Raw genomic sequence first — 20,961 nt, 5'->3', positions numbered from 1 at the left:
AGTTAAACCATTTTATTAAATTAAACGTAAAGAAATATTTCTCATGACAGATTTACATCGCTTATCGATTCGTGAACTTTCCGAGGGTTTAGCTGGGGCTAAATTTTCGTCTCGCGAATTGACTGAACATTATTTAAAACGCATTGCAAAAATCGATGCTCAAGTACAATCTTATGTGACCGTAACCGCCGAGCAGGCATTGGCCCAAGCCGATGCTGCTGATGCTGCAATTAAAGCCGGCAATGCAACTGCCTTAACAGGTGTTCCAATTGCACATAAAGATATTTTCTGTACCCAAGGCATTAAGACCACTGCCGGTTCTAAAATGCTGGACAATTTTATCTCTCCTTACGACGCGACCGTTGTAGCGAAAGGTAAGGCTGCGGGCCTGGTGACTTTAGGTAAAGTGAACATGGACGAATTCGCCATGGGTTCAACTTCCGAGTCATCTTACTTTGGCGCGACCAAAAACCCTTGGGCACTGGATCACGTTCCAGGTGGTTCTTCAGGTGGTTCTGCTGCGGCTGTAGCGGCTGACCTTGCACCATTTTCAACCGGCACCGATACTGGTGGTTCAATCCGTCAGCCTGCGTCTTTCTGTGGTTTGACTGGTCTGAAACCAACTTATGGCCGTGTATCACGTTTCGGTATGATTGCCTATGCATCATCTCTGGATCAGGGTGGCCCAATAGCGCGCTCGGCGGAAGACTGTGCTTACCTGATGAACGTGATGGCGGGTCATGACGCGAAAGATTCGACTTCTGTAGAAAAAGATGTTGATGACTACGTGGCAAACCTGAACGGCACATCGGTGAAAGGTTTACGCATTGGTATTCCGAAACAGTACTTCAATGTTCACGGCTTGGATGCAGACGTAAAAGCACGTGTTGAAGAATCACTGAAAAAATTGGAAGAGATGGGCGCAACGTTGGTTGAGATTGACCTCAACATGACAGAAGCTTATGTTCCTACGTATTACCTGATTGCCCCTGCTGAAGCATCTTCAAACTTGTCACGTTTTGATGGCGTGCGTTATGGCTACCGCTGTGAAGAACCGAAAGACATTATGGACCTTTACAAACGCTCTCGTTCAGAAGGTTTTGGTAAAGAAGTTCAACAACGTATCCTCATCGGTACTTATGCGCTTTCTGCGGGTTACTACGATGCTTACTACGTGAAAGCACAAAAAGTCCGTCGTTTAATTCAACAAGACTTCCTCAAAGCATTCGAATCAGTTGATGTGATTGCAGCCCCTTCTGCCCCTACAACTGCTTACAGAATCGGTGCCAACCTGTCTCCTGTGGAAATGTACCTAGGTGACATTTACACTATCGCGGTAAACTTGGCAGGTCTGCCTGCAATTAATGCGCCTGTTGGTTTTGACAAAGACAGCTTACCGGTTGGCTTACAGCTGATTGGTAACTACTGGTCAGAATCTCAATTGTTGTCTGTGGTACACCAGTATCAACAAGCAACAGATTGGCATACAAAACGCGCTGCAATTGCTGAGGAGAACGCATAATGGCTCAAGCTCAAAAGAAACCAAAGTCAAACCTGATTGATGGTTGGGAAGTCGTTATTGGTATCGAGATTCACACTCAGCTGGCGACCAATACTAAAATTTTCTCTGGTTCTTCAACCACTTTCGGTCAAGACCCAAATACACAAGCCAGCCTGGTTGATTTAGCGATGCCAGGCGTATTGCCAGTACTCAACAAAGAAGTGGTTGATCTTGCAATTCGTTTTGGTTTGGGTATCGATGCGTATATTGACAAAGCATCTGTATTTGCACGTAAAAACTATTTCTACCCTGACTCGCCTAAAGGCTATCAAATTAGCCAGATGGACAACCCGATTGTGGGCTTGGGTCATATCGACATCCAACTTGAAGATGGTACGACTAAACGCATTGGCGTAACCCGTGCACATTTAGAGGAAGATGCTGGTAAATCGATTCATGACCAGTTTGAGGGTATGTCAGGTATCGACTTAAACCGTGCAGGTACGCCGCTGCTTGAAATCGTATCTGAACCAGATATGCGTTCGGTTGAAGAAGCGGTTGCCTACATTAAAGCGATTCACACGCTGGTGCGCTGGTTAGGTATTTCTGACGGTAACATGGCAGAAGGTTCGTTCCGTGCTGACTGTAACGTGTCTTTACGTCGTCCGGGTCAACCATTCGGTACACGTTGTGAACTGAAAAACCTGAACTCATTCCGTTTCATTGAACAGGCGATCAATGTTGAAATTGAACGTCAAATGGAAATTCTGGAATGGGACGGCACAATTGATCAGGAAACGCGTTTGTTCGACCCTGTGAAAATGGAAACGCGTTCAATGCGTTCTAAAGAAGAAGCGAACGATTACCGCTACTTCCCTGATCCAGACTTGTTGCCTGTGATCATTGCAGATGCACAAATCGAAGCGATTAAAGCGACCATGCCTGAGCTTCCTGCTGCACGTCGTGAACGTTTTGTGGCGGACTTTGGTGTGACTGAGTACGATGCTCACGTTCTTACATTGACTCGTGAAATGTCAGAATTTTATGAAGAAGTAGTCGCTGCTGCTGGCGGTGCTGCGCAAGGTAAGATTGCGGCTAACTGGGTGATGGGTGAATTCTCAGGTGCGCTGAACAAAGCTGGCCTTGACCTTGCTAACTCTCCTGTTTCTGCTGAGAAACTTGGCGGTATGATCGCACGTATTGTGGACAACACGATTAGCGGTAAGATCGCGAAACAAGTATTCGGCTTTATGTGGGATGAAGGCAAAACTGCGGACGAGATTATTGCTGAGAAAGGCTTGAAACAGGAAACTGATACAGGCGCGATTGAAGCGATTATTAAGGAAGTACTTGCTGCCAACGAGAAGATGGTTGAAGAGTATAAATCTGGTAAAGAGAAAGCGTTCAACGGTCTAGTTGGTCAAGTGATGAAGGCATCTAAGGGCAAAGCCAATCCTGCTCAAGTCAATGAATTGATGAAGAAATTGATTGGTTGATTTATTCACTAATTAATTGATTTCATGTTATAAAAACCTCGCTTAATGCGGGGTTTTTTTGTATATGAACTATTTTAATAGAACTTTTGATATCGTGCCTGAGAGGATTAATATAGATGTAATAATGAATCATATCCATCAAATTTTTGGAAATTTTGCAAAGTATGATAAAAATTTTTTGCATCACAAAACTGAAGAAAATTTCAGAGATGTGCTTGAAAGACAGGTTCCTCAACAAAAATTCCAAATCGAAATAATTTATGACGATGGACGTGACAACTCAATAACTTTAAATGCAATTTTCAACGATATTAAATTTGATCATAGATACACTGATTTAAAATCTTTTATCGACTATTTAGAGCCTCAATTATATTTTTTTAGAAATGATAGTGAAAAAGTTGCACATTTTGTAGAAGAAACAATAGCCGATCTAAAATTTTATAAATGGTCAATTGAACATATGATTAAAATCCACAAGAGAATGGTTAATGATATAGATCAAATATTACGTCAACTTCTGATTTTAAAAAGCACAAACACATACAGATATCTAGCAGGAGAAATTACAATGCAGGACATTGATGATCAAATTCGCACACAACAAATTAATTTTTCCGGAAATTTTCAACAATCTCAAATTCAAACAGGTGCAAATAGCACCATGACTATCAATCAAATTAACAACCAAGCATTACAACAAGTATGTAATCAAATGCGTGAAATTATTGATCAATCATCTGAAACTCCTGAAGCAAAGCAAAATCTAAAAAATATTGTTGCTGAAGTTGAGGGAACTAATAGCTCATCGACCTTCAAAGATGCCTATACAAAATTAACAAGTGCTTTATCAAATCATTTAACAATTCTTGGAGCGTTTGGATCAGCTGGAATTTTAACAGAACTAATCAAATATCTTGGTTAAATATAAATGACCATCAAAAAAGTATCCTCTATCGCCAAACTTGAAGACCTAGGACGCATCCAACTATCAAAGTCATTTATACCTGACTTCTAATTACCCTCATCCCCCGCCTTCTCCCAGTGGGAGAAGGAGCTTTCATTACAAATTCCCATCCCTCTAGACCCCCCTTTTAGAAAAGGAGGCTTTGTCATGTGATTTGTTGGATACGCGTGGTTCCCTCTCCTTTCAGGAGAGGGCTAGGGAGAGGATTTATTTGAAAGTCCAAGTGATGAGCATCCTTAAAATATATTTTGAGTTCGCAAGGGAGAAGTTTGTAAATTACCAATTCCCTACCCCAATTTCACCTTAAAAAATAAAACTTTATAAAAATCTAAATTTCAAAAAAACAACATTAATTGTATGTTTTATATTCATTTCCTTTTGCAGTTAATACTGATTTTTTAGACTATACATGCCCAACTATAAAGCATGAAATGTAGAGTAAATAATGATTTTTAGAACAATAGCACTTTTAACTTTAGCCACGGTTCACACAGCTCAAGCTGGCTCAAATCACGATTGGGGTTATACCAGTCACAAAGCCCCTGAACATTGGGCTAACTTAAACACAAACTATCAAAGCTGTGCTGGTGCAAACCAGTCACCTATTAATATTCGTCAAACCGTAGAAGCAAAACTTCCACCACTCAAGTTTAACTACAGCACATCGGCTCAAAATATTATTCATAATGGACACACCGTTCAAATTAATTTCAAGCCAGGCAATGACTTAAACATGGACAATCAACAGTTTGAACTCAAACAATTCCATTTGCATAGTCCAAGTGAAAACCAGATTCAAGGCAAATCCTACCCCATGGAAATGCATCTGGTGCATGCATCAGCCACGGGTGAACTTGCTGTAGTTGCGGTAATGTTTGATGAAGGAAAAGAGAACCCAAAACTGGCCAAACTTTGGAAAGAGTTACCTCAAAAAGCCGGTGATGCCATTCCACTCAAACAACAGGACTTGGCCTCTGCATTTTTACCTGACAACCTGGAGTATTATCAATTTAATGGTTCACTCACTACACCACCCTGTACCGAAGGCGTCCGCTGGATTGTTTTAAAAGACATTCAACAGGCATCTAGACAACAAATTGAGGCTTTTTCAAAGCTGATGGAGCATCCGAACAATCGTCCTGTACAAGCACAAAATGCTCGTGTGGTCTTGGAATAAGTTGATAAATTTCAGTTTTATCTGATTTATATTTCATGTGATCTAACTGAAATGTAAAATTAGTTTTACGATTTTTTAGAAGCTTAAAAAATAAAAAAAGACCTGAATGCAGGTCTTTTTTATGATTGTTTTATCTTATTTTACCGAGCTTATTCCACACATCTGGCGTCAAAAAGGTCATCACCATTTTATTCAGGTCAACATAACGCAATACACCTTTCAACTGACTTTTAACTTCAGGATTTTCTAAAATTTCGTCACCCGTAATTTGTCCAAGTTCCTGAAAACTATTGCCCACCGCTTGCACACCCTCCGCAGCAATGACTGCTTTGGTCTGACTTGAGCATTGATCTACCAGTATGCGCTGCAAGACCTGAGCTAAATTTTTATCCAGTTGGGTTCTCTGCTCTTCATTCACATTACTGAATTTTTTCAATTCCGGATGTGCAGATAACGCAACAAAGGTCCATTGCAACACTGTTGTTTTATCTGCTGCTGTGGTGGATTTCACCAGACAGTTACTCAGCTGATCCACCGTTGGCCCGGCCATTGCGACTTGTGTTGTTCCCATAACCGCAGTTGCCATCAAAACAGAACAACCCATTCGAGTAAAGCGACGACCCAAGATGGTAAAAATAGAGTAAAACATAAAGTGAACTTCCATTCTGAACTGCTGTCTTTTTATCATAAATTACCGGGTACAGCCTGTTATGACTCTGTAAAATAAAACTTCTTTTCAGCTTGTCTATCCACCTGATGATTTGAACGTTTTCTGGCTTCGACTAAAGAAATCCACCCCACCTTTAAAAATGACATCTGCTTATGCTATGGTGAATGAAAATAAAACTTTATATAAATCATATCCAAACAGAGGGAAAAATCATGGCTAAACAAATCTTGATGCTCGTTGGCGACTATGCCGAAGACTACGAAACGATGGTGCCATTCCAGTTTTTAACGGGTCTGGGCTATACCGTACATGCGGTTTGCCCGGATAAAAAAGCCGGTGACAGCATCGCCACCGCTATTCATGACTTTGAAGGCGAACAAACCTATAGTGAAAAGCGTGGTCATAACTTTGCTATTAATTATGACTTCAACTCGGTCAATACCGAAGATTATGTCGGACTGGTGATTCCGGGCGGACGTGCACCTGAATACTTACGCATGAATGCATGCGTGGTGGAAATTGTACGTGAATTTGATGCTGTTCAAAAACCGATTGCAGCCGTATGTCACGGCGCACAGCTTTTAGCGGCTGCCGATGTGCTTAAAGGTAAAACCTGTTCTGCTTACCCTGCATGTGCTGCGGAAGTCAAACTTGCAGGTGGTTTATATGCCGATATCGCCGTGACTGAAGCAGTCACCGACGGACATCTGGTGACTGCACCGGCTTGGCCTGCACACCCTGCTTGGATGGCACAATTTGTGAAAGCATTAGGTGCAACGATTAGCCTGTAATACTGACTCATTCAGATTTGAAGATTTCAACATTCATGTTCCATCCATGATGATGGAACATGAATGGATGAAGATGAGCAAAATGGCTTTTTACTTCATCTGCCTCAGCATATTTTTCGCCCCACTGTGATTATAGTTCACAGCTAAATTTTGCAAGACTCGCGTTGCTTGAGCTTTAGAATTAGAAAAACGGTTGCTATAACTGGGTACACTGGTTAAGCAACGTGCAACCAGCATCCCCGATTCAGTATAGACCCGGGTTCCCTCAGTTCCTTGCAGCTTGCCATAGTTATAAGCCCGCTGGGCATTATTACAGGCAGAGATCTGATTTTTACCACTATTTAAATCACGACGTGCAGCGACGTAAAATTTCATCTGTTGCTGTTGCGGACTTTCCACGACTTTTAGCGGCTGTGCTGCTGGCAACTCCGGAGTTAGTTTGGTTTCTTTTTTAAAATCTGCTTCTTTTTTGGCTTCAGCCTCTTTTTGAGGGGCAGTTTTATTTAACGCTTTTTTGTTGCCCTGATCATTGGAACTGATTTTTTTATCAGCAATATTTGTACTTATATTTTTATAAAACTTTTTAGCTTCATCCGCCGACATGAGTCTGGTCTGTAAGCTGACTGCCCGTGCATCCGAACCATCATTGAGTTTACGTTCAGCCACCGGTTCAATAGAGGCAATCCAGCTCTGTCCATTCTTTTGTACACACTTATAGGCGCCTATGCCCTGTTTGACATTACCGGAGGAAAATAAGCGTTTTTTATCCGATACATCCTTCACCAGAGCCATGGAACTCTTATACAGCAGCGTGAATTTACCCTGCTTGGCAGAACAGTAATTGTTTAAATATTTTCTGGGATATAAAGATTGCGTTTCTTTGTTATTCTGTTTTGCTCCCCATGAATAGACATATTCTTTGGCCTGTCCATTGGGTTGGTTGATATTTTTTTGAACGATCATTTCCTGTGCTGAAGCATAATTTTTAACAGAATCATCTGAGCTCAAAGCATTAAAACTGGTACAGCCATGTAAAGTGATGCCCACTCCGACAATCAAGATGAATGTTTTGAAATTCACGTGTTAATGCTCACTGATGCTGTAACTCAAAAATATATCAAAATTGGGAAAATCACAAATATAGCACTTTGATTTTATTATTAATTCCCTTCAAGTTAAATAATAGATTTTTGCCTAAAAATGCAAAATAACTGCCAATCTTTTAAAAGTTTTAGTACAGAAATCCGAATGGGATAACACTTTTTAGCCAGTTTAAAATTTTTTATGATTGGTGAAGCTTTAGTTATCCCTGAAACTATTCGGCAATTTCCATCATAAACCGATGAAAATTTAATCTTTTATATAAATAGCTAACTGGCGTACTCAAAAGCAAAAATGAAATAGGTTATTTCACCACGGCTTCAATTGAATCAAGATCCCAGGCACCACCGGCAAAACCTTTACACATGCCAGACCAGCGATCTACAGTTTGAACGAAAGCTTGTCCCTGCCAAATCCATTCGCTGATCTTCCAACAATCACCAATACCACGACCCTTTTGCGCACTGCTGATTTCGCCTGCTGCAAAATCCGATGCAGATTCGGTCACAAAGCTGGCTTTGCCTGTTAAAGATTGATTCATTACCCAAGCCCCATAACCTTCATTGTAGGCTCCGCGCCAGCATAGAGTGGTAGCTAGAATTTTGTTATTGGTAAGCTTATAGAGTTCAATCGCTTGTGGTTTGGCACCCTCTCCATCATAAATGCCTTCACAAAATTCAGCTACATCTGACTGTGTCGGCCGGGCAGCCATGAGTAACTTATGCAGGTTTTGGTACTGTCTGCTATTGGGCTGTAGTGTTAAATAAGGTTTTGCTGCTGTTTTTACTTTATTGACCACTAATTTGGGCTGTGCTGCCAATACTTTCGACTCACCTGTAGTTCCGGGGTTGACCAAAGCACCTACCGTACCCATACGTTGTTGAAAATCATCCATTTTCAACAATGAAGCCGTCATGCCTGCATCAGAAACCTGCCAGGTGTAATAGGCATTTTTAAATACGATATTGGCTTTTTTCCGGGTCTGTTGTAACAGTGCATTGAGCTGTTTGCTGTTTAGCGCTCCTGTGAGCAGTTGCTCTGAAATGTTAATCCTGACTCGACCATAATCCTGATGATTTATAAAAAAGTTTAAATTATTCAGTTTCTTGTTATCTAAAGCTTGATCAAAACTGGATAAGGCAAATGTCCCTTGTACAGTTTGTTTTGCTCCAGCTTTACGGGTCAACAAGATTGTGGCGGGCATGCTTTCCAGATAATCATCCTGATAGCCTGCTGCCCGACAGGTGCCGGTATTACTGCAATACACTTCCCAATCCTGATGAGAAAAAGACATGCCTTGAATTTCTTTGGCCAATGTTAGAGGACTGGTCACGGCCAGACAGCAAAGCGAAGTCCATGCATAAAACCTTTTCATTTTTTTCTGACCCTTTCCCTTTTTAATTACTATACTTCAGCATTTTCATGATTGTTAAATATAAAGCATTATAAAAAAACCCGCATTATGCGGGTTCTGTTGCTCAATTTGAGTATACCTTATTTATGCAAAGTCGATTCAAATGCCCGTAAACGCTTATAAATCGAAAGCAATTCAATAATGGTCGGCCAAGACTCGATTAAATACTGGAAGGACTCGCGTACCTTGCCAAAGACATTGGCAATCTGCATCATCAAACCTAAAGTAATCGCCCCTGCGGCAATACTTGGAAACAACACAAACAAGCCATACAGATTGTCCAGTTGCATGTACCAGATCCGCACCATGTTGAAATAGGCATAATGGAAATACAGGCGGAAATAATTAAAACGCACGCGGCTAAACAGTTCTTTTAAGGTGAGCGGATCGGCACGATCAGCATAATCTTCACCATAAACCAGTTCTTTGCGGTAAGCAGCTTCAACTTTCTGGTTGTTAAATTCCAGACCCGGCAATTTATAACCTACCAGCATCAACACTACAGTACCCAGCACCGCCCAGCTGATGGCAGCCCAGACCAGTGCATAAGGAATTTCACCAATCACCGGGAGCTGTTTCACATGCGATGATAACTGTAACAACACCGGTAAAAATGCCATGAGTGTCATCAGGGCCTGAATGAAACTTACCCCCAAACTTTCGGTGGTTTTGGCAAAACGCATGGTATCTTCCTGAATACGCTGCGAAGCCCCTTCAATATAACGTAACTGTTCCCAATGCGCAGTGTAATAGTCATTCATCGCCGTACGCCACCGGAAGATATAATGGCTGACAAAGAACAGGTTAAACACGGCAATCGTCACATAGACCATGGCGACATACAGGAAGGTCAGGGTTTCACTATAAAGTAAATTGACATCTCCACCACCACTACTCAGCATTTTCTGAATCAGGTCATAAAATGGGCTGTACCAGGCATTCACCACGACATTGACCTGCACCGCAAACCAGATATTGAACAGGATAAAAGCTGAGCCCCAGACCGACCAGCCCTGCCATGGATTGCTGGATTTAAAGCGCCAGAACATCGCAAAAATAACGGTAGAAACGATGAACCACAGATAGAACCATAAAAATGAAGGTGCCCAAAAACGGCTTACTCCAATCGGTAATTCCAAAGTGGCATAACCCGGTGCAAAACCTAAAAATGTTCCCCAGCCACTTCCACCGGAATACCACAATGCAATATTGATGACAAACCAGAGTACCAACGATGAAAAGAACCACTTTGGATTAGGAAAAAAAGATTTAAACATCAGTTAGGGTTATTCCTTTATTTTTAGTTTCAAACTTGCCAATCAACCACCCGACCCATTTAGGCTGGATGGATGAAGCGGCTATTATTCTCGTCTTTTCATCTTTGTAGCAACTTATAGACTGTTTGTGAAATGTTTTTTCAGGTGAATTCATTTTCTTTGAATGATGCCTCTTATAATCAAGTTGTATGCTTCATTCGCCCTGTGATGAGGTTTTTATCACGCCAGTTCAGCCTAAAATCTGCTGCATATCGCATCCAATGCAGCAGAGGTGACTTTTTGTCAGATTTTGCCCCAGCATAGCCGGGACAAATTAAAATTTGCTTAAAAATAATCCAACCATTAAATCCCTATAAATTTTATGGAAATATTTGAAAAACCGGAGCTAAATCAAAATATAAGTTTTAATTCTATCTCATTTTAATATACAATATGTGAACTATATCGTATTTTTCATCCGTTTGTTTTTGGATTTAGTTCTCTAGACTGATAGGATTGATTAAATATTTACCAATTTATGATACTATTAACCTAATTTATAATATAAAGGGGGAAGTGCTATGGAAAGATTAGCGATCGAATTATTAAAACCTGTGACCTTAGAAAAAGAGAACTGCAGTCCTCTGGTTTTTGAACAAGGCACCATCTTAAAAGTCGTTATGCAAACACCGACCAGCCTGCTGGTATCAGACGATACCGACTTTAATTTTACTGTTTCTTTGCAAGATGAAAATAAAGTCTGGCGTGAACTATAAGCTTCATGAGATTTTTATAGTGATTTAAAAAATTTGGCTACGGAATCCTCAACTTGAGTATAACTCCCCTAAACTCAAGTTCGAGAATTTCGATGTGCCATAAACAACAATAAAATTTGGCTGAACAGTCCCTGCTGCTGATCAAAGCCATAGAAAAGAGATAAATACTTTATCTGTTATGAACGTTAAAAGTTCCCTCTATCTCCGCGATCCATCCAGTATATAAGCTCACCTAAACCCAGCGGCTTTAAGCCGAATATTGTTTAGATTAGCTTATTCAGTACTTAAGCGTCCCCATAAAACTCAGCGCAGAAAACAGCCAGATAAACAAGACAAAACTGCGTCCCTGATTAAAATGATTCAGATCGGTACCATGCAGAATATTATGCCGGGTCATGCTCACGGTTGAACTGCTATCCTTTTTATAAGCGGCAAGTTCAGCAAAGTATGGATTCATTTCATTCGCAATTTTAGATTTGTGCCACAAGCTTTTTATTTCATTGCCCTTTAAGCCTGGGACAATTTTATAAACATCCACAAACTTGGTTGCATTTTGTTTTAAAAAACCCGCCTCAATCAGGACATCGGTCAAAATGCCTTCTAGTTGTGCGTAAACATTTGGAATGCAACCACTATAGAAGCCGAGTTTGTACATTTTAAAACTTTCAAGCAACACAAGACGGCGCTTCACTTTGATATTTTCATCAATCTCTAAAGCGTCAAAAGCTTTAAGCATTTCGATTTGGAAATGTTCGCTGTTAATAATGTCGAGTAAATTAAATTGTTCTAAATCTTCAAACTGGTGAATAGCAGGCCAAAAGTGCATCAGGTTTAAGGCATCATTGGCAAACTTGGCACCAATCGGTTGATCAAGTTCATCTGCCAAGATTTGGAAGTAAGCATCTTGCTCTGCAAAGCCCAATAGGGTGTTGATTAAAAGTGCATGCTCATCTGCCGAGATCTCTTCAATATATTGCTCAGCCTCTTTTAAAATCTGACTGCCCAATTGTTTTTGACTCGCAGTATTTTGTTTAATACGGGTAACGGGTTGGTCGAAATCGAAATCATCTTCGTCAATCATGATCTTTACTCTAGGCACATTGCTTTAAGTGCCCATTATCACAGGTATTCAATACAGCAGATAGCGCTATAAAATAAATACTGACCTTGATGGAACCGCAATCGAGATTCAATCAAGGTCATAGACGCTCAATAACAGTGTGCCTGATTTAGAGATTCCCAATATGCAGATGGAGCATGTTTTGATGGCATCTGAACAATCTTAAATTTTTCGGCCGCTCTCCCCCCTTCAACCCTGGCCTGACTGAAGTATCTTTAAAGCTCAAACCATTATTGATGATTTTTATTTTGGTCAGGCTTGTTTTGCTCAGATTGATCGGTTTTATCTTGATCCTGCTTTTTCGGCTCACCTGACTGAGATTGATCTTCACCTTTCATTTTACTCATTGTGTCTGTCGCCATCTGTCTCAGTTCTCCCAGTTTGACAGAGGCTTCATTGACCAACTCCGTAATCTTCTGTTTGGTGTCTTCAAACTTATGCAAGGCCTCATCTTTGAAATGTGCCATACGGTCCTGCTGATCTGACTGATTTGCCGATTTATCTTTCGATGTATAATCCGCTTTCGCCTTTTTCGTGTCACCAGAACCCTGTTCACCAGTTTGCTGACTGTCTGACTTGCCATTTTTTAGCTCATTCAGAATCTTTTCGGCTTTTTTCAGTAGATCCTCACCAATGGCGATTGCCTTGGCTTTTAAGTCATCCATCTTAATAGTTTCAGTTTTATTATCCGACTTGCCAGACTGAGCTTCTTTAGAATTATCTTCTTGCTCTGCATGTTCGCCATTGGGCTGAGCACCTTGCTTCAGTGCAGACTTTTCATCAGTATTGTTGTTGTGGGCTTCTAAAACGTCCTGATGTTCCTGCTTGTGCTGTTTATCAATTTCATTCTGCTTTTGCTCTTTTTCCAATTGCTCATTCAGTTGTTGTGTATGTGGTTCTTTATCCTGGTTTTGCTTTGAAGTAGAAGTACTTGTCTGGTTATTCTGAGTCATGATTACCCTCCTGAGGTGTCATAAAATGATCAGACAATTTTTTAGCACAAAGCATGCAATCCAGCGGACGAATTAAGCAAACTGCAACAAAGCCTGTACATGTTGTTGCTATTGATTAGAGAAAGTAGCGTCAACCTAGCTCGATCAATTATTTAATATTCGCTCATCGGATGATATCGAATTTTATATTTGAATATTCAAGTTGTTTTATTCATTGCGCTTCAGCTAAAGCATTTCTTTGTAATCCCCTCTGCATCATGTAAAATTATGACCCATTGCATAAAATACGAATGAGAGAGTCATATCCGTGCGTAATATCCTAGTCACTAACGCCCTTCCATACGCCAATGGTCCGATCCATATGGGTCACTTACTCGGTTATATCCAGGCAGATATCTGGGTTCGTGCCATGCGTGCAATGGGTCATAACGTGACTTATGTCTGCGCGGACGATGCTCACGGCACAGCGATCATGCTGCGTGCTGAAGCGAATGGCATTACTCCGGAACAGCAAATTGCCAATGTACAAAAAGAACATGAGCGTGACTTTGCCGGTTTTAAAGTGGACTTCGACCACTACGACTCAACCAACAGCACTGAAAACCAGGCTCGTGCATCTGAGATTTATATCAAGAACCGTGAAGCCGGCAACATTGCCGTTCGCCCTGTTACACAATTGTTTGACCCTGAAAAAGGCATGTTCCTGTCTGACCGTTTTATTAAAGGCACCTGCCCGAAATGTAAAGCGGAAGATCAATACGGTGACTCATGCGAAGTGTGTGGTACAACCTACAATGCGACTGAACTGCTCAATCCAAAATCGACATTGAGCGGTGCGACGCCTGTCGAAAAATCTTCAGATCACTACTTCTTTAAACTGCCAAATTTTGGTGAATACCTGCAAAAATGGACCCGTGACGAAGGTCGTTTACCTGTGTCGATTGCCAACAAGTTAGATGAATGGTTTGAAGCAGGTTTGTCAGATTGGGATATTTCCCGTGATGCGCCTTACTTCGGTTTTGAAATTCCAGATGCACCAAACAAATACTTCTACGTTTGGGTAGACGCACCGATCGGCTATATGTCGAGCTTTGAAAATTACATCAAGACCAAACGTCCTGACCTAAGCTTTGACGATTACTGGAAAAAAGATTCTGAAAATGAGGTGTATCACTTCATTGGTAAAGACATCGTTTACTTCCACGCATTGTTCTGGCCTGCGATGCTGGAAGGCGCAAACTACCGCACGCCAACAAGCTTATTCGTCAACGGTTTCTTGACAGTGAATGGTCAGAAGATGTCGAAATCTCGTGGGACATTCATTAAAGCTGAAACGTATTTAGAGCATTTGAACCCTGAATATTTACGTTACTACTTCGCATCTAAACTTTCGGACAAAGTTGAAGATTCCGACTTGAATCTTGAAGATTTCGTTCAGAAAGTCAACTCTGACTTGGTCGGTAAAGTGGTGAATATTGCCAGTCGCTGTGCGAAATTCATTAACACCAAGTTTGACAATAAATTGTCTGCAACATGTGCAGAACCTGAATTGGTACAAAGCTTTATTGATGCCGGTGATTCAATTGCCAAAGCTTATGAAGACCGTGAGTTTTCAGCAGCAATCCGTGAAATCATGGCATTGGCTGATAAAGCCAACCAATACATTGATGAGAAAAAGCCTTGGGCGCTTGCGAAGATTGAAGGTGAAGAACAGCAAGTTCACGATGTATGTTCTGTCGGTATTAACCTGTTCCGTCAATTGGCGGTTTACCTAGCACCTGTACTTCCAACTTTGGCTGAACAAGTTCAAGCTTTCTTACAGTTAGACAGCTTCAACTTTGAATCACGTAAAACTGTATTAGTGGCTCATGAAATTGCGCTGTTCCAGCCATTGATGCAACGTGTAGATCCGAAAGCTGTGGCTGCAATGGTTGATGCATCTAAAGATTCTTTAGCTGCTCCTGCTGAAGCACCAAAAGCGGAAAAGAAAAAAGAGAAAGCTAAAGAGAAGAAAGCTGAGCCTAAAGTGGGCGAAGCTGAAATAATTGGCATTGAAGACTTTATGAAAGTTGACCTACGTGTAGCAGAAGTTCTTGAAGCTGCGACGGTTGAAGGTTCTGACAAGCTACTTCAATTGACTTTAAATGTCGGTGAAGCTGAACCACGTAACGTGTTTAGCGGTATTCGTGAGTTTTACCAACCTGAAGACTTAAAAGGTAAATTGGTGGTAATGGTTGCGAACCTTGCTCCACGTAAGATGCGTTTTGGTATTTCAAACGGTATGGTACTTGCGGCTGGTAATGGCGAAGGTGTTTGGGTGATTTCACCTGAATCTGGTGCTAAACCAGGTGATAAAGTGTCTTAATTTTTAAAATTAAGATTGGAAAAAGCCTCTACGATGTAGGGGCTTTTATCAAAATTAGCAATTAGATAAATTCTTCTAGGCTTGCAATAAATTTCTTTCTCTTTCTTTCCCAAGTATTTAAACTTATTTTTACTTCAAGATTAAAGTATTCCTCTAATTTTTCTTTTAGGCTATTTAATTTCGGTACATCATTAATCAGCATACCTTGTGTTGAAGGAATTACACCTTTTATATCCGAATATGATAATGGTGGTACAACAATTGGAATATGGCCTTTAGATAAAGCCCAAGCTGCACCCATTTCACATAAACAAACTTTGCTTTCATAAAAATTATTAGTAATCACAAATAGCACAAGCACTTCCGAGGATAGCTCTTGTTTAATTTTATCTAGGAAGTTTTCACCTAAAGGTATTCCATATCCTTCAAAAGAAGAGCAAAAAATTTGAGTAGAATTTACACCGATACTTTCCAACAAATCTATTAATTCTTCTATAATTTCTTTATCTTTTGTTGCATGACTAATAAAAATTTTCTTCAATGCATTTCCTTTATTTTCTGCTGAGGGCATAGGTTGTTCTTTTATTCTTAAAGCACCTAATGGATGTACGATAAATTTATCAGTAACATTTTTCAATTTACTAAAAGCATAACTTTTAGCGTCGTATCCTCCTACAATCATTAAACCATTATTTAAATCTTGTTCACGTTTATTATCTAATTTGACCCTGGCTTCTATTTCAAATATTTCGAAATCTTGAATACTCTCTTTAATGGAAATCGATTCAATATCAGAGGCAAGTATTGTATTTCCTTGTATTACCATATCTTCAGCATAATGATATGAATTTACAATTTTTTGTAATTCTTCAAATGTCATATCACATTTATAAAATTTCTTTTTAGACTTGGTTAAAATTTTAAGATGATATTTTTCAGAAATATTATGAGTGAATAAACTTTCTAATTTTAGAAAATCGCTGTTCAAAATATCTCTACGACCTTGATAAGTCGGGCTTTCATTTTTAATTACTGACCAAAACTGTTTTAAGTCCAAACTACTCTTTACATATATTGGTAATGAATCCTTATACTTAGAAGATAACAATTCAGTTCTAAGTTGAGAATAATTTTGATTTAAAATTGGAGTTATATTAGTACCTGTAGAAACAGCAATTAAAATATTGTGTATCAGCTTAATTTTTTCTTCATAATTTTCTTGCATGCTCGTTTATCTAACCTTCTTATACAATCTATAAATTCATAATTTTGCTGGAAATTATTTTACATATTTTTCTATAAATACAAAAATTTAAAATCACATGACCTACGACATGGATGTCGTCCGTTCGTTAGGGGCACACGGAAGTGCCCTCTAACGAACAAAGGATTTTTGTTACTTTTGATCCTTCAAAAGTAAGGCAAACATTTTAATTATTAGAATACCCTCATCCCAACCTTCTCCCTGAGCCATATATGGCGCAAGAGAAGGAGCTTTCAACTAGTTTTAAACTTCCACAATAAATATGATAAAAATAAGTAATCCTTTAAAACTGATAAGAACCCCATGAAAAACCTAAAACCCCTCCTAATCGCACTCACACTTGGTACAGCAACCCTTACTACCCAAGCGGCTGAACCAACCACCATCACAGCCCCAAAACAAGTCGCAGGCTATTACCATCATCAAATCGGTAATACCCAAATCACAGCCCTACTTGATGGCACGCTTTACCTCAACCCATCTATGTTTAAAGGCTTAAGCGACACCGAAAAAACCGAGATTCTCAAAAAATATTATGCTGATCAAGCCCAAGGAATCCAAACTTCAGTCAATGCCTTCCTCATCAATACAGGCAAGCAATTGCTGATGGTGGATAGCGGTGCAGCAAGCTGCTTTGGCGCACATTTAGGTTCGATCTATAACAACCTCAAAGCATCGGGTTATCAGCCTGAACAAGTAAACGAGATTTTCCTGACCCATTTACACCCTGACCATGTCTGCGGTATTTCCAACAATGGCATCGCGAATTATCCAAATGCCACACTGCACATTGCCAAAACCGAATATGATTACTGGCTAAATCCCAATACCGTGAATAAACTGCCAAAAGACAAACAAGCAGGTTTCTTGGGTACGGTTGAGAAAATTAAGGCTGCTTTAGCACCCTATGAAAAAGCTAAAAAGATTAAAGTCTTCTCAGATAAATCTTTAGCCTTTGGCGATATTCAATTTAAACCTTCTTTTGGTCATACACCGGGACATTACAGCTTTAAACTGAAAGCTGATGGTCAGGAAGTTGTGTTTATTGGCGACATCGTGCATTCACACACTTTGCAATTCGACAAACCTGAAACCTCGATTGAATTTGATACTGATCCCAAAGCAGCAGTACAGACACGTTTAAAACACTTTGCCGAATATGCCAAAGAGGGTCAGCTGATCGCAGCACCGCACTTACCTTTCCCGGGTCTTGGACATATTTATTCCAAAGATGGGAAGAGTTATCAGTGGATTCCAGTTCACTTTAAAGATTAAAAAAAATCCCCTCGCTTGAGGGGATTTTTGATTTTATTTGCGTTTCAATTGTTCGCTGAACTTAAAATTGAATTTGATATTTCATCGGCAACAAAACGTTTACGTCCGGTCTGTTTCGCTTTAAACAGGTTTTTATCGACCATATTTAAAAAGTGTATTTTGTCATTTTTCTCTGTCGGACAAATACATTTCACCCCCAGACTTAAACTGACATTTTCTGAAATAGGAGATGCCCGATGGGGTAGATTTGCCTGATCTATCATACGAAGTATATTGTTTGCAATTTGAATTGCACCTTCTAAATCCGTTTCTGGCAATACAATCGCAAATTCCTCGCCCCCATAACGCGCTACCAAGTCACGTGGACGTACACAGCAACTTTCCAACATCTGTGCAATCTGCTTGATACAGGCATCGCCAATAATATGCCCATTAAAATCATTGTATTGTTTAAAGAAATCGATATCGATCAAAATGACCGACAGTGGCTTTTGTTCACGTATTGCGTTGTTCCATTCACGTGAATAAAAATCGTCAAATAAGCGTCGGTTGGCAATTTCAGTTAAACCGTCTTTATAGGAAAATTCTTCCAGCTTGCGGTGCAATGCTTTTAGTTCCTCTTCCTTTTTCTTACGTTCAGAAATATCAAACATAAAACCGACTAAACGTTCAACTTCACCATTTTCCTTGCGTACCACATGAACCACATCACGAATCCAGCAATATCCACCGCTTGCCTTTAAGGCACGATAATCCGCTTCATGATCTATACCGGCTATGGATTGCGACACACAATAATTCAGCACATGATCACGATCATCCCGGTGCATACGGTCTGCCCAGTCCTGCACCGATTTCCAGGAATCCTGTTCCCAGCCCAGTAACTTTTCAATTTGCGGACCAATATAACTAAACTGTTTCGTGGCCCAGTCTATGCTCCAGGGTATGGCCAAAGTCGACTCTAATAATGTTTTATAAAACATGTCATTCGACAATTGCTGCTCATCGAACGGATTTTTCGGCATAGGGCTACTCTAATTTGAATGGGCAAAAAAATATCTTCGCATGTTCTGGTTTTACCATACACGACATTTCAATACGCTCTTGATGAGTAACCTGCTTGAAGCCGGTTACTCAATAAAAACTGCTTTTTCACAACTGAACATTTTTACATTTCAAGATGATTATTTATTCTACAATTTCTCTCCAAAAAAAGTATATCATTCAGATCATTTAATATATTTTAAAAAGTAGTCAAAAATTTCTTATCCGAAATATCTCCTATAAATTTTCTAAAATATGCAGAATTCATTATGTTTAGATCAAAGAGCGAATAAGATTGTCTAGATTGCAGTCCAAACCTTGCACCTATCTAGCGACCTTCATATTCAACAAATTGTTTTGACCGGAAATTTGGTAAAGTAAAATATTTTGCTGAAACAAAAAATTAAATATTTTAATTCTAAAGACTTACTTTAATTTTAATGGTTCTTTCTATAATCAATGACAGAATCAGCTACATCATTTATGGTAATTTATAAGCTCATTTTATCCATTGTGATTTGGGGCATTCGTGGCTGTTCATTTTTTGCATACATCTGACTGGCACTTGGGACAGTTCTTTTATAACCATTCACGCCAATATGAACATGAACAGTTTTTAAGCTGGCTACTTCAACAAATTCAACAAAAACAGCCCCATGCGCTGCTGATTGCTGGCGATATTTTTGATGTCATCAACCCTGCATCTAGCGCGCAAAAACAGCTTTATCAATTTTTAGCCGATGCCCATGCCCTTGCCCCGCATATGCAAACGCTGATGATCGCCGGTAATCATGATTCGGGTTATCGCATTGAACAGGTCGAACCTTTACTGGAAAAATATAATGCTAAAACAGTGGGGGTGATTCATAAAAATGCGGCAGGCCAGATTGATTTAGACCGTTTGCTACTGCCTATTTACGATCAGCAAAAACAGATTGTGGCCTGGTGTCTGGCACTACCGTTTTTACGTCCAGCAGAAATTACCGGTGTGAATGAACACACCAGTAATAGCCAAAATGCGATTGCCTATTTGCACCAGCAACTGATTGCCGAAGCCAAAAAACGTAAAACGGATAATCAGGCGCTTATTCTGATGTCACATGCGCATATGCAAGGCTGTGAAACATCTGATTCGGAACGTCCAATTATTATTGGCAATGAAGAAGCCTTATCGACTGCATTATTTGATGACTGTATTGATTATGTGGCGCTGGGGCATTTACACAAACCGCAAAAAGTTCAGCATCCGCACATCCGTTATAGTGGCTCGCCTATCCCTTTGTCTTTTAGTGAAATCAACTACAAACATCAGGTTGTAGATGTGCAGATTGATCCGCTAAAGCAGGATGAATCACGCTTTCAGTTTGAAGCAATTGCCATTCCGCGCTGTATTCAGTTGCATAAAATTCGTGGCGAGCTGAATGAAGTGATGCAAAAACTCAAAAACCTGCCTGAAGGTGAAATTGAACAGATTGATCAGCGTGAATATATTGATATCGAATATCACACCCTGACACCGCCCTTGCCCAATTTAAGACAACAGTTTGAAGACGCGCTGCCTAAAAATCGCTATCGTCTGGTACGAATTTCACGGCAATATTTATCTGCGGAAAATGACAGTACAACAATTACAAAAATTTGCCTGGAACCGCCAACACCGGAAAAACTGTTTCAGCAAATCTGGGAAAAACAGGGCTATAGCAATGATGAAAATGTCTTAAAAGATTTTATCAGTCTAATGCAAGAGGCAGAAAAATCACTTGCAGAACAACAAATACGTTAAGAACTGTC

17 protein-coding genes are annotated in these 20,961 nt (G+C 40.0%); 9 read left to right on the top strand and 8 right to left on the bottom strand.

The genetic code is table 11. The annotated features are described in order from the left end of the window. The first annotated feature begins 43 nt into the window (after positions 1 to 43). The 4 genes from gatA to GTU69_RS13420 all read left to right on the top strand — a co-directional run bounded on the left by gatA (position 44) and on the right by GTU69_RS13420 (position 5,141). Positions 44 to 1,522, top strand: a complete 1,479-nt coding sequence (gene gatA / locus GTU69_RS13435) for an Asp-tRNA(Asn)/Glu-tRNA(Gln) amidotransferase subunit GatA (protein WP_166171213.1) — start codon at positions 44 to 46, stop codon at positions 1,520 to 1,522. Then, positions 1,522 to 2,997: an Asp-tRNA(Asn)/Glu-tRNA(Gln) amidotransferase subunit GatB gene (gene gatB, locus GTU69_RS13430; protein WP_166171211.1), complete on the top strand. Its 1,476-nt coding sequence runs from the start codon at positions 1,522 to 1,524 to the stop codon at positions 2,995 to 2,997. The genes gatA and gatB overlap by 1 nt, the downstream gene beginning before the upstream one ends. 64 nt (positions 2,998 to 3,061) lie before the next feature. Next, positions 3,062 to 3,922 carry a hypothetical protein gene (locus GTU69_RS13425; RefSeq protein ID WP_166171209.1) on the top strand — a complete coding sequence of 287 codons (861 nt, stop codon included), beginning with the start codon at positions 3,062 to 3,064 and terminating at the stop codon, positions 3,920 to 3,922. A 487-nt stretch (positions 3,923 to 4,409) separates the two neighbouring features. Next, entirely contained in the window at positions 4,410 to 5,141 is a 732-nt protein-coding gene (locus GTU69_RS13420) for a carbonic anhydrase family protein (protein WP_166171207.1), read from the top strand. Positions 5,142 to 5,271: 130 nt separating this feature from the next. Here the strand turns inward: GTU69_RS13420 and GTU69_RS13415 are convergent, their stop codons facing one another. Continuing rightward, the gene (locus GTU69_RS13415; RefSeq protein WP_166171205.1) at positions 5,272 to 5,790 is read right to left on the bottom strand and encodes a hypothetical protein; all 519 of its coding nucleotides are present in this window, start codon (positions 5,788 to 5,790) and stop codon (positions 5,272 to 5,274) included. Between the two features lie 233 nt (positions 5,791 to 6,023). On the opposite strand from GTU69_RS13415, the gene GTU69_RS13410 reads away from it, so the two are divergent. After that, positions 6,024 to 6,602 (top strand): DJ-1/PfpI family protein, encoded by a 579-nt coding sequence (locus tag GTU69_RS13410; RefSeq protein WP_166171203.1) that lies wholly within the window; start codon positions 6,024 to 6,026, stop codon positions 6,600 to 6,602. Between the two features lie 90 nt (positions 6,603 to 6,692). Here GTU69_RS13410 and GTU69_RS13405 read toward each other — a convergent pair whose 3' ends face one another. From GTU69_RS13405 to sbmA, 3 genes are all read right to left on the bottom strand, one after another. Then, a complete protein-coding gene (locus GTU69_RS13405; protein ID WP_166171201.1) occupies positions 6,693 to 7,682 on the bottom strand; it encodes a hypothetical protein in 990 nt (329 codons plus the stop codon). A gap of 325 nt (positions 7,683 to 8,007) precedes the next feature. Beyond that, the gene (locus tag GTU69_RS13400) at positions 8,008 to 9,078 is read right to left on the bottom strand and encodes a DUF1176 domain-containing protein (protein ID WP_166171199.1); all 1,071 of its coding nucleotides are present in this window, start codon (positions 9,076 to 9,078) and stop codon (positions 8,008 to 8,010) included. A 119-nt stretch (positions 9,079 to 9,197) separates the two neighbouring features. Continuing rightward, positions 9,198 to 10,394 carry a peptide antibiotic transporter SbmA gene (gene sbmA / locus GTU69_RS13395; RefSeq protein WP_166171197.1) on the bottom strand — a complete coding sequence of 399 codons (1,197 nt, stop codon included), beginning with the start codon at positions 10,392 to 10,394 and terminating at the stop codon, positions 9,198 to 9,200. Between the two features lie 560 nt (positions 10,395 to 10,954). On the opposite strand from sbmA, the gene GTU69_RS13390 reads away from it, so the two are divergent. Further along, entirely contained in the window at positions 10,955 to 11,149 is a 195-nt protein-coding gene (locus GTU69_RS13390; RefSeq protein ID WP_166171195.1) for a hypothetical protein, read from the top strand. Positions 11,150 to 11,426: 277 nt separating this feature from the next. Here the strand turns inward: GTU69_RS13390 and GTU69_RS13385 are convergent, their stop codons facing one another. Both GTU69_RS13385 and GTU69_RS13380 read right to left on the bottom strand, forming a co-directional pair. Beyond that, complete coding sequence (locus GTU69_RS13385) at positions 11,427 to 12,230, bottom strand: hypothetical protein (protein WP_166171193.1); 804 nt, start codon at positions 12,228 to 12,230, stop codon at positions 11,427 to 11,429. Between the two features lie 269 nt (positions 12,231 to 12,499). Beyond that, a complete protein-coding gene (locus tag GTU69_RS13380; protein ID WP_166171191.1) occupies positions 12,500 to 13,222 on the bottom strand; it encodes a hypothetical protein in 723 nt (240 codons plus the stop codon). Positions 13,223 to 13,529: 307 nt separating this feature from the next. Between GTU69_RS13380 and metG the strand changes: the two genes are divergently transcribed. Further along, the gene (metG, locus tag GTU69_RS13375; protein ID WP_166171167.1) at positions 13,530 to 15,587 is read left to right on the top strand and encodes a methionine--tRNA ligase; all 2,058 of its coding nucleotides are present in this window, start codon (positions 13,530 to 13,532) and stop codon (positions 15,585 to 15,587) included. 61 nt (positions 15,588 to 15,648) lie between these two features. On the opposite strand, the gene GTU69_RS13370 is transcribed toward metG, so the two are convergent. Beyond that, positions 15,649 to 16,812 carry a toll/interleukin-1 receptor domain-containing protein gene (locus GTU69_RS13370; protein WP_166171165.1) on the bottom strand — a complete coding sequence of 388 codons (1,164 nt, stop codon included), beginning with the start codon at positions 16,810 to 16,812 and terminating at the stop codon, positions 15,649 to 15,651. Positions 16,813 to 17,154: 342 nt separating this feature from the next. Between GTU69_RS13370 and GTU69_RS13365 the strand changes: the two genes are divergently transcribed. Beyond that, positions 17,155 to 18,126, top strand: a complete 972-nt coding sequence (locus GTU69_RS13365; RefSeq protein WP_166171163.1) for an MBL fold metallo-hydrolase — start codon at positions 17,155 to 17,157, stop codon at positions 18,124 to 18,126. Between the two features lie 44 nt (positions 18,127 to 18,170). Here GTU69_RS13365 and GTU69_RS13360 read toward each other — a convergent pair whose 3' ends face one another. Next, entirely contained in the window at positions 18,171 to 19,151 is a 981-nt protein-coding gene (locus GTU69_RS13360) for a diguanylate cyclase (protein ID WP_166171161.1), read from the bottom strand. Positions 19,152 to 19,699: 548 nt separating this feature from the next. Between GTU69_RS13360 and GTU69_RS13355 the strand changes: the two genes are divergently transcribed. After that, on the top strand, positions 19,700 to 20,953 hold the full coding sequence (locus GTU69_RS13355) for an exonuclease SbcCD subunit D (protein ID WP_166171159.1): 1,254 nt from the start codon (positions 19,700 to 19,702) through the stop codon (positions 20,951 to 20,953). Positions 20,954 to 20,961 lie beyond the last annotated feature (8 nt).

It is taken from the genome of Acinetobacter sp. SA01 (assembly GCF_011319235.1).
GTDB lineage: Bacteria > Pseudomonadota > Gammaproteobacteria > Pseudomonadales > Moraxellaceae > Acinetobacter.
Note: the sequence above shows the minus strand (reverse complement) of the source record. Positions and strands in the feature narration are given on the sequence as shown.

Coding starts and splice junctions, on each gene's coding strand:
- gatA (WP_166171213.1), top strand. CDS start 44: ATGACAGATTTACATCGCTTATCGATTCGTGAACTTTCCGAGGGTTTA.
- gatB (WP_166171211.1), top strand. CDS start 1,522: ATGGCTCAAGCTCAAAAGAAACCAAAGTCAAACCTGATTGATGGTTGG.
- GTU69_RS13425 (WP_166171209.1), top strand. CDS start 3,062: ATGAACTATTTTAATAGAACTTTTGATATCGTGCCTGAGAGGATTAAT.
- GTU69_RS13420 (WP_166171207.1), top strand. CDS start 4,410: ATGATTTTTAGAACAATAGCACTTTTAACTTTAGCCACGGTTCACACA.
- GTU69_RS13415 (WP_166171205.1), bottom strand. CDS start 5,790: ATGTTTTACTCTATTTTTACCATCTTGGGTCGTCGCTTTACTCGAATG.
- GTU69_RS13410 (WP_166171203.1), top strand. CDS start 6,024: ATGGCTAAACAAATCTTGATGCTCGTTGGCGACTATGCCGAAGACTAC.
- GTU69_RS13400 (WP_166171199.1), bottom strand. CDS start 9,078: ATGAAAAGGTTTTATGCATGGACTTCGCTTTGCTGTCTGGCCGTGACC.
- sbmA (WP_166171197.1), bottom strand. CDS start 10,394: ATGTTTAAATCTTTTTTTCCTAATCCAAAGTGGTTCTTTTCATCGTTG.
- GTU69_RS13390 (WP_166171195.1), top strand. CDS start 10,955: ATGGAAAGATTAGCGATCGAATTATTAAAACCTGTGACCTTAGAAAAA.
- GTU69_RS13385 (WP_166171193.1), bottom strand. CDS start 12,230: ATGATTGACGAAGATGATTTCGATTTCGACCAACCCGTTACCCGTATT.
- GTU69_RS13380 (WP_166171191.1), bottom strand. CDS start 13,222: ATGACTCAGAATAACCAGACAAGTACTTCTACTTCAAAGCAAAACCAG.
- GTU69_RS13370 (WP_166171165.1), bottom strand. CDS start 16,812: ATGCAAGAAAATTATGAAGAAAAAATTAAGCTGATACACAATATTTTA.
- GTU69_RS13365 (WP_166171163.1), top strand. CDS start 17,155: ATGAAAAACCTAAAACCCCTCCTAATCGCACTCACACTTGGTACAGCA.
- GTU69_RS13360 (WP_166171161.1), bottom strand. CDS start 19,151: ATGCCGAAAAATCCGTTCGATGAGCAGCAATTGTCGAATGACATGTTT.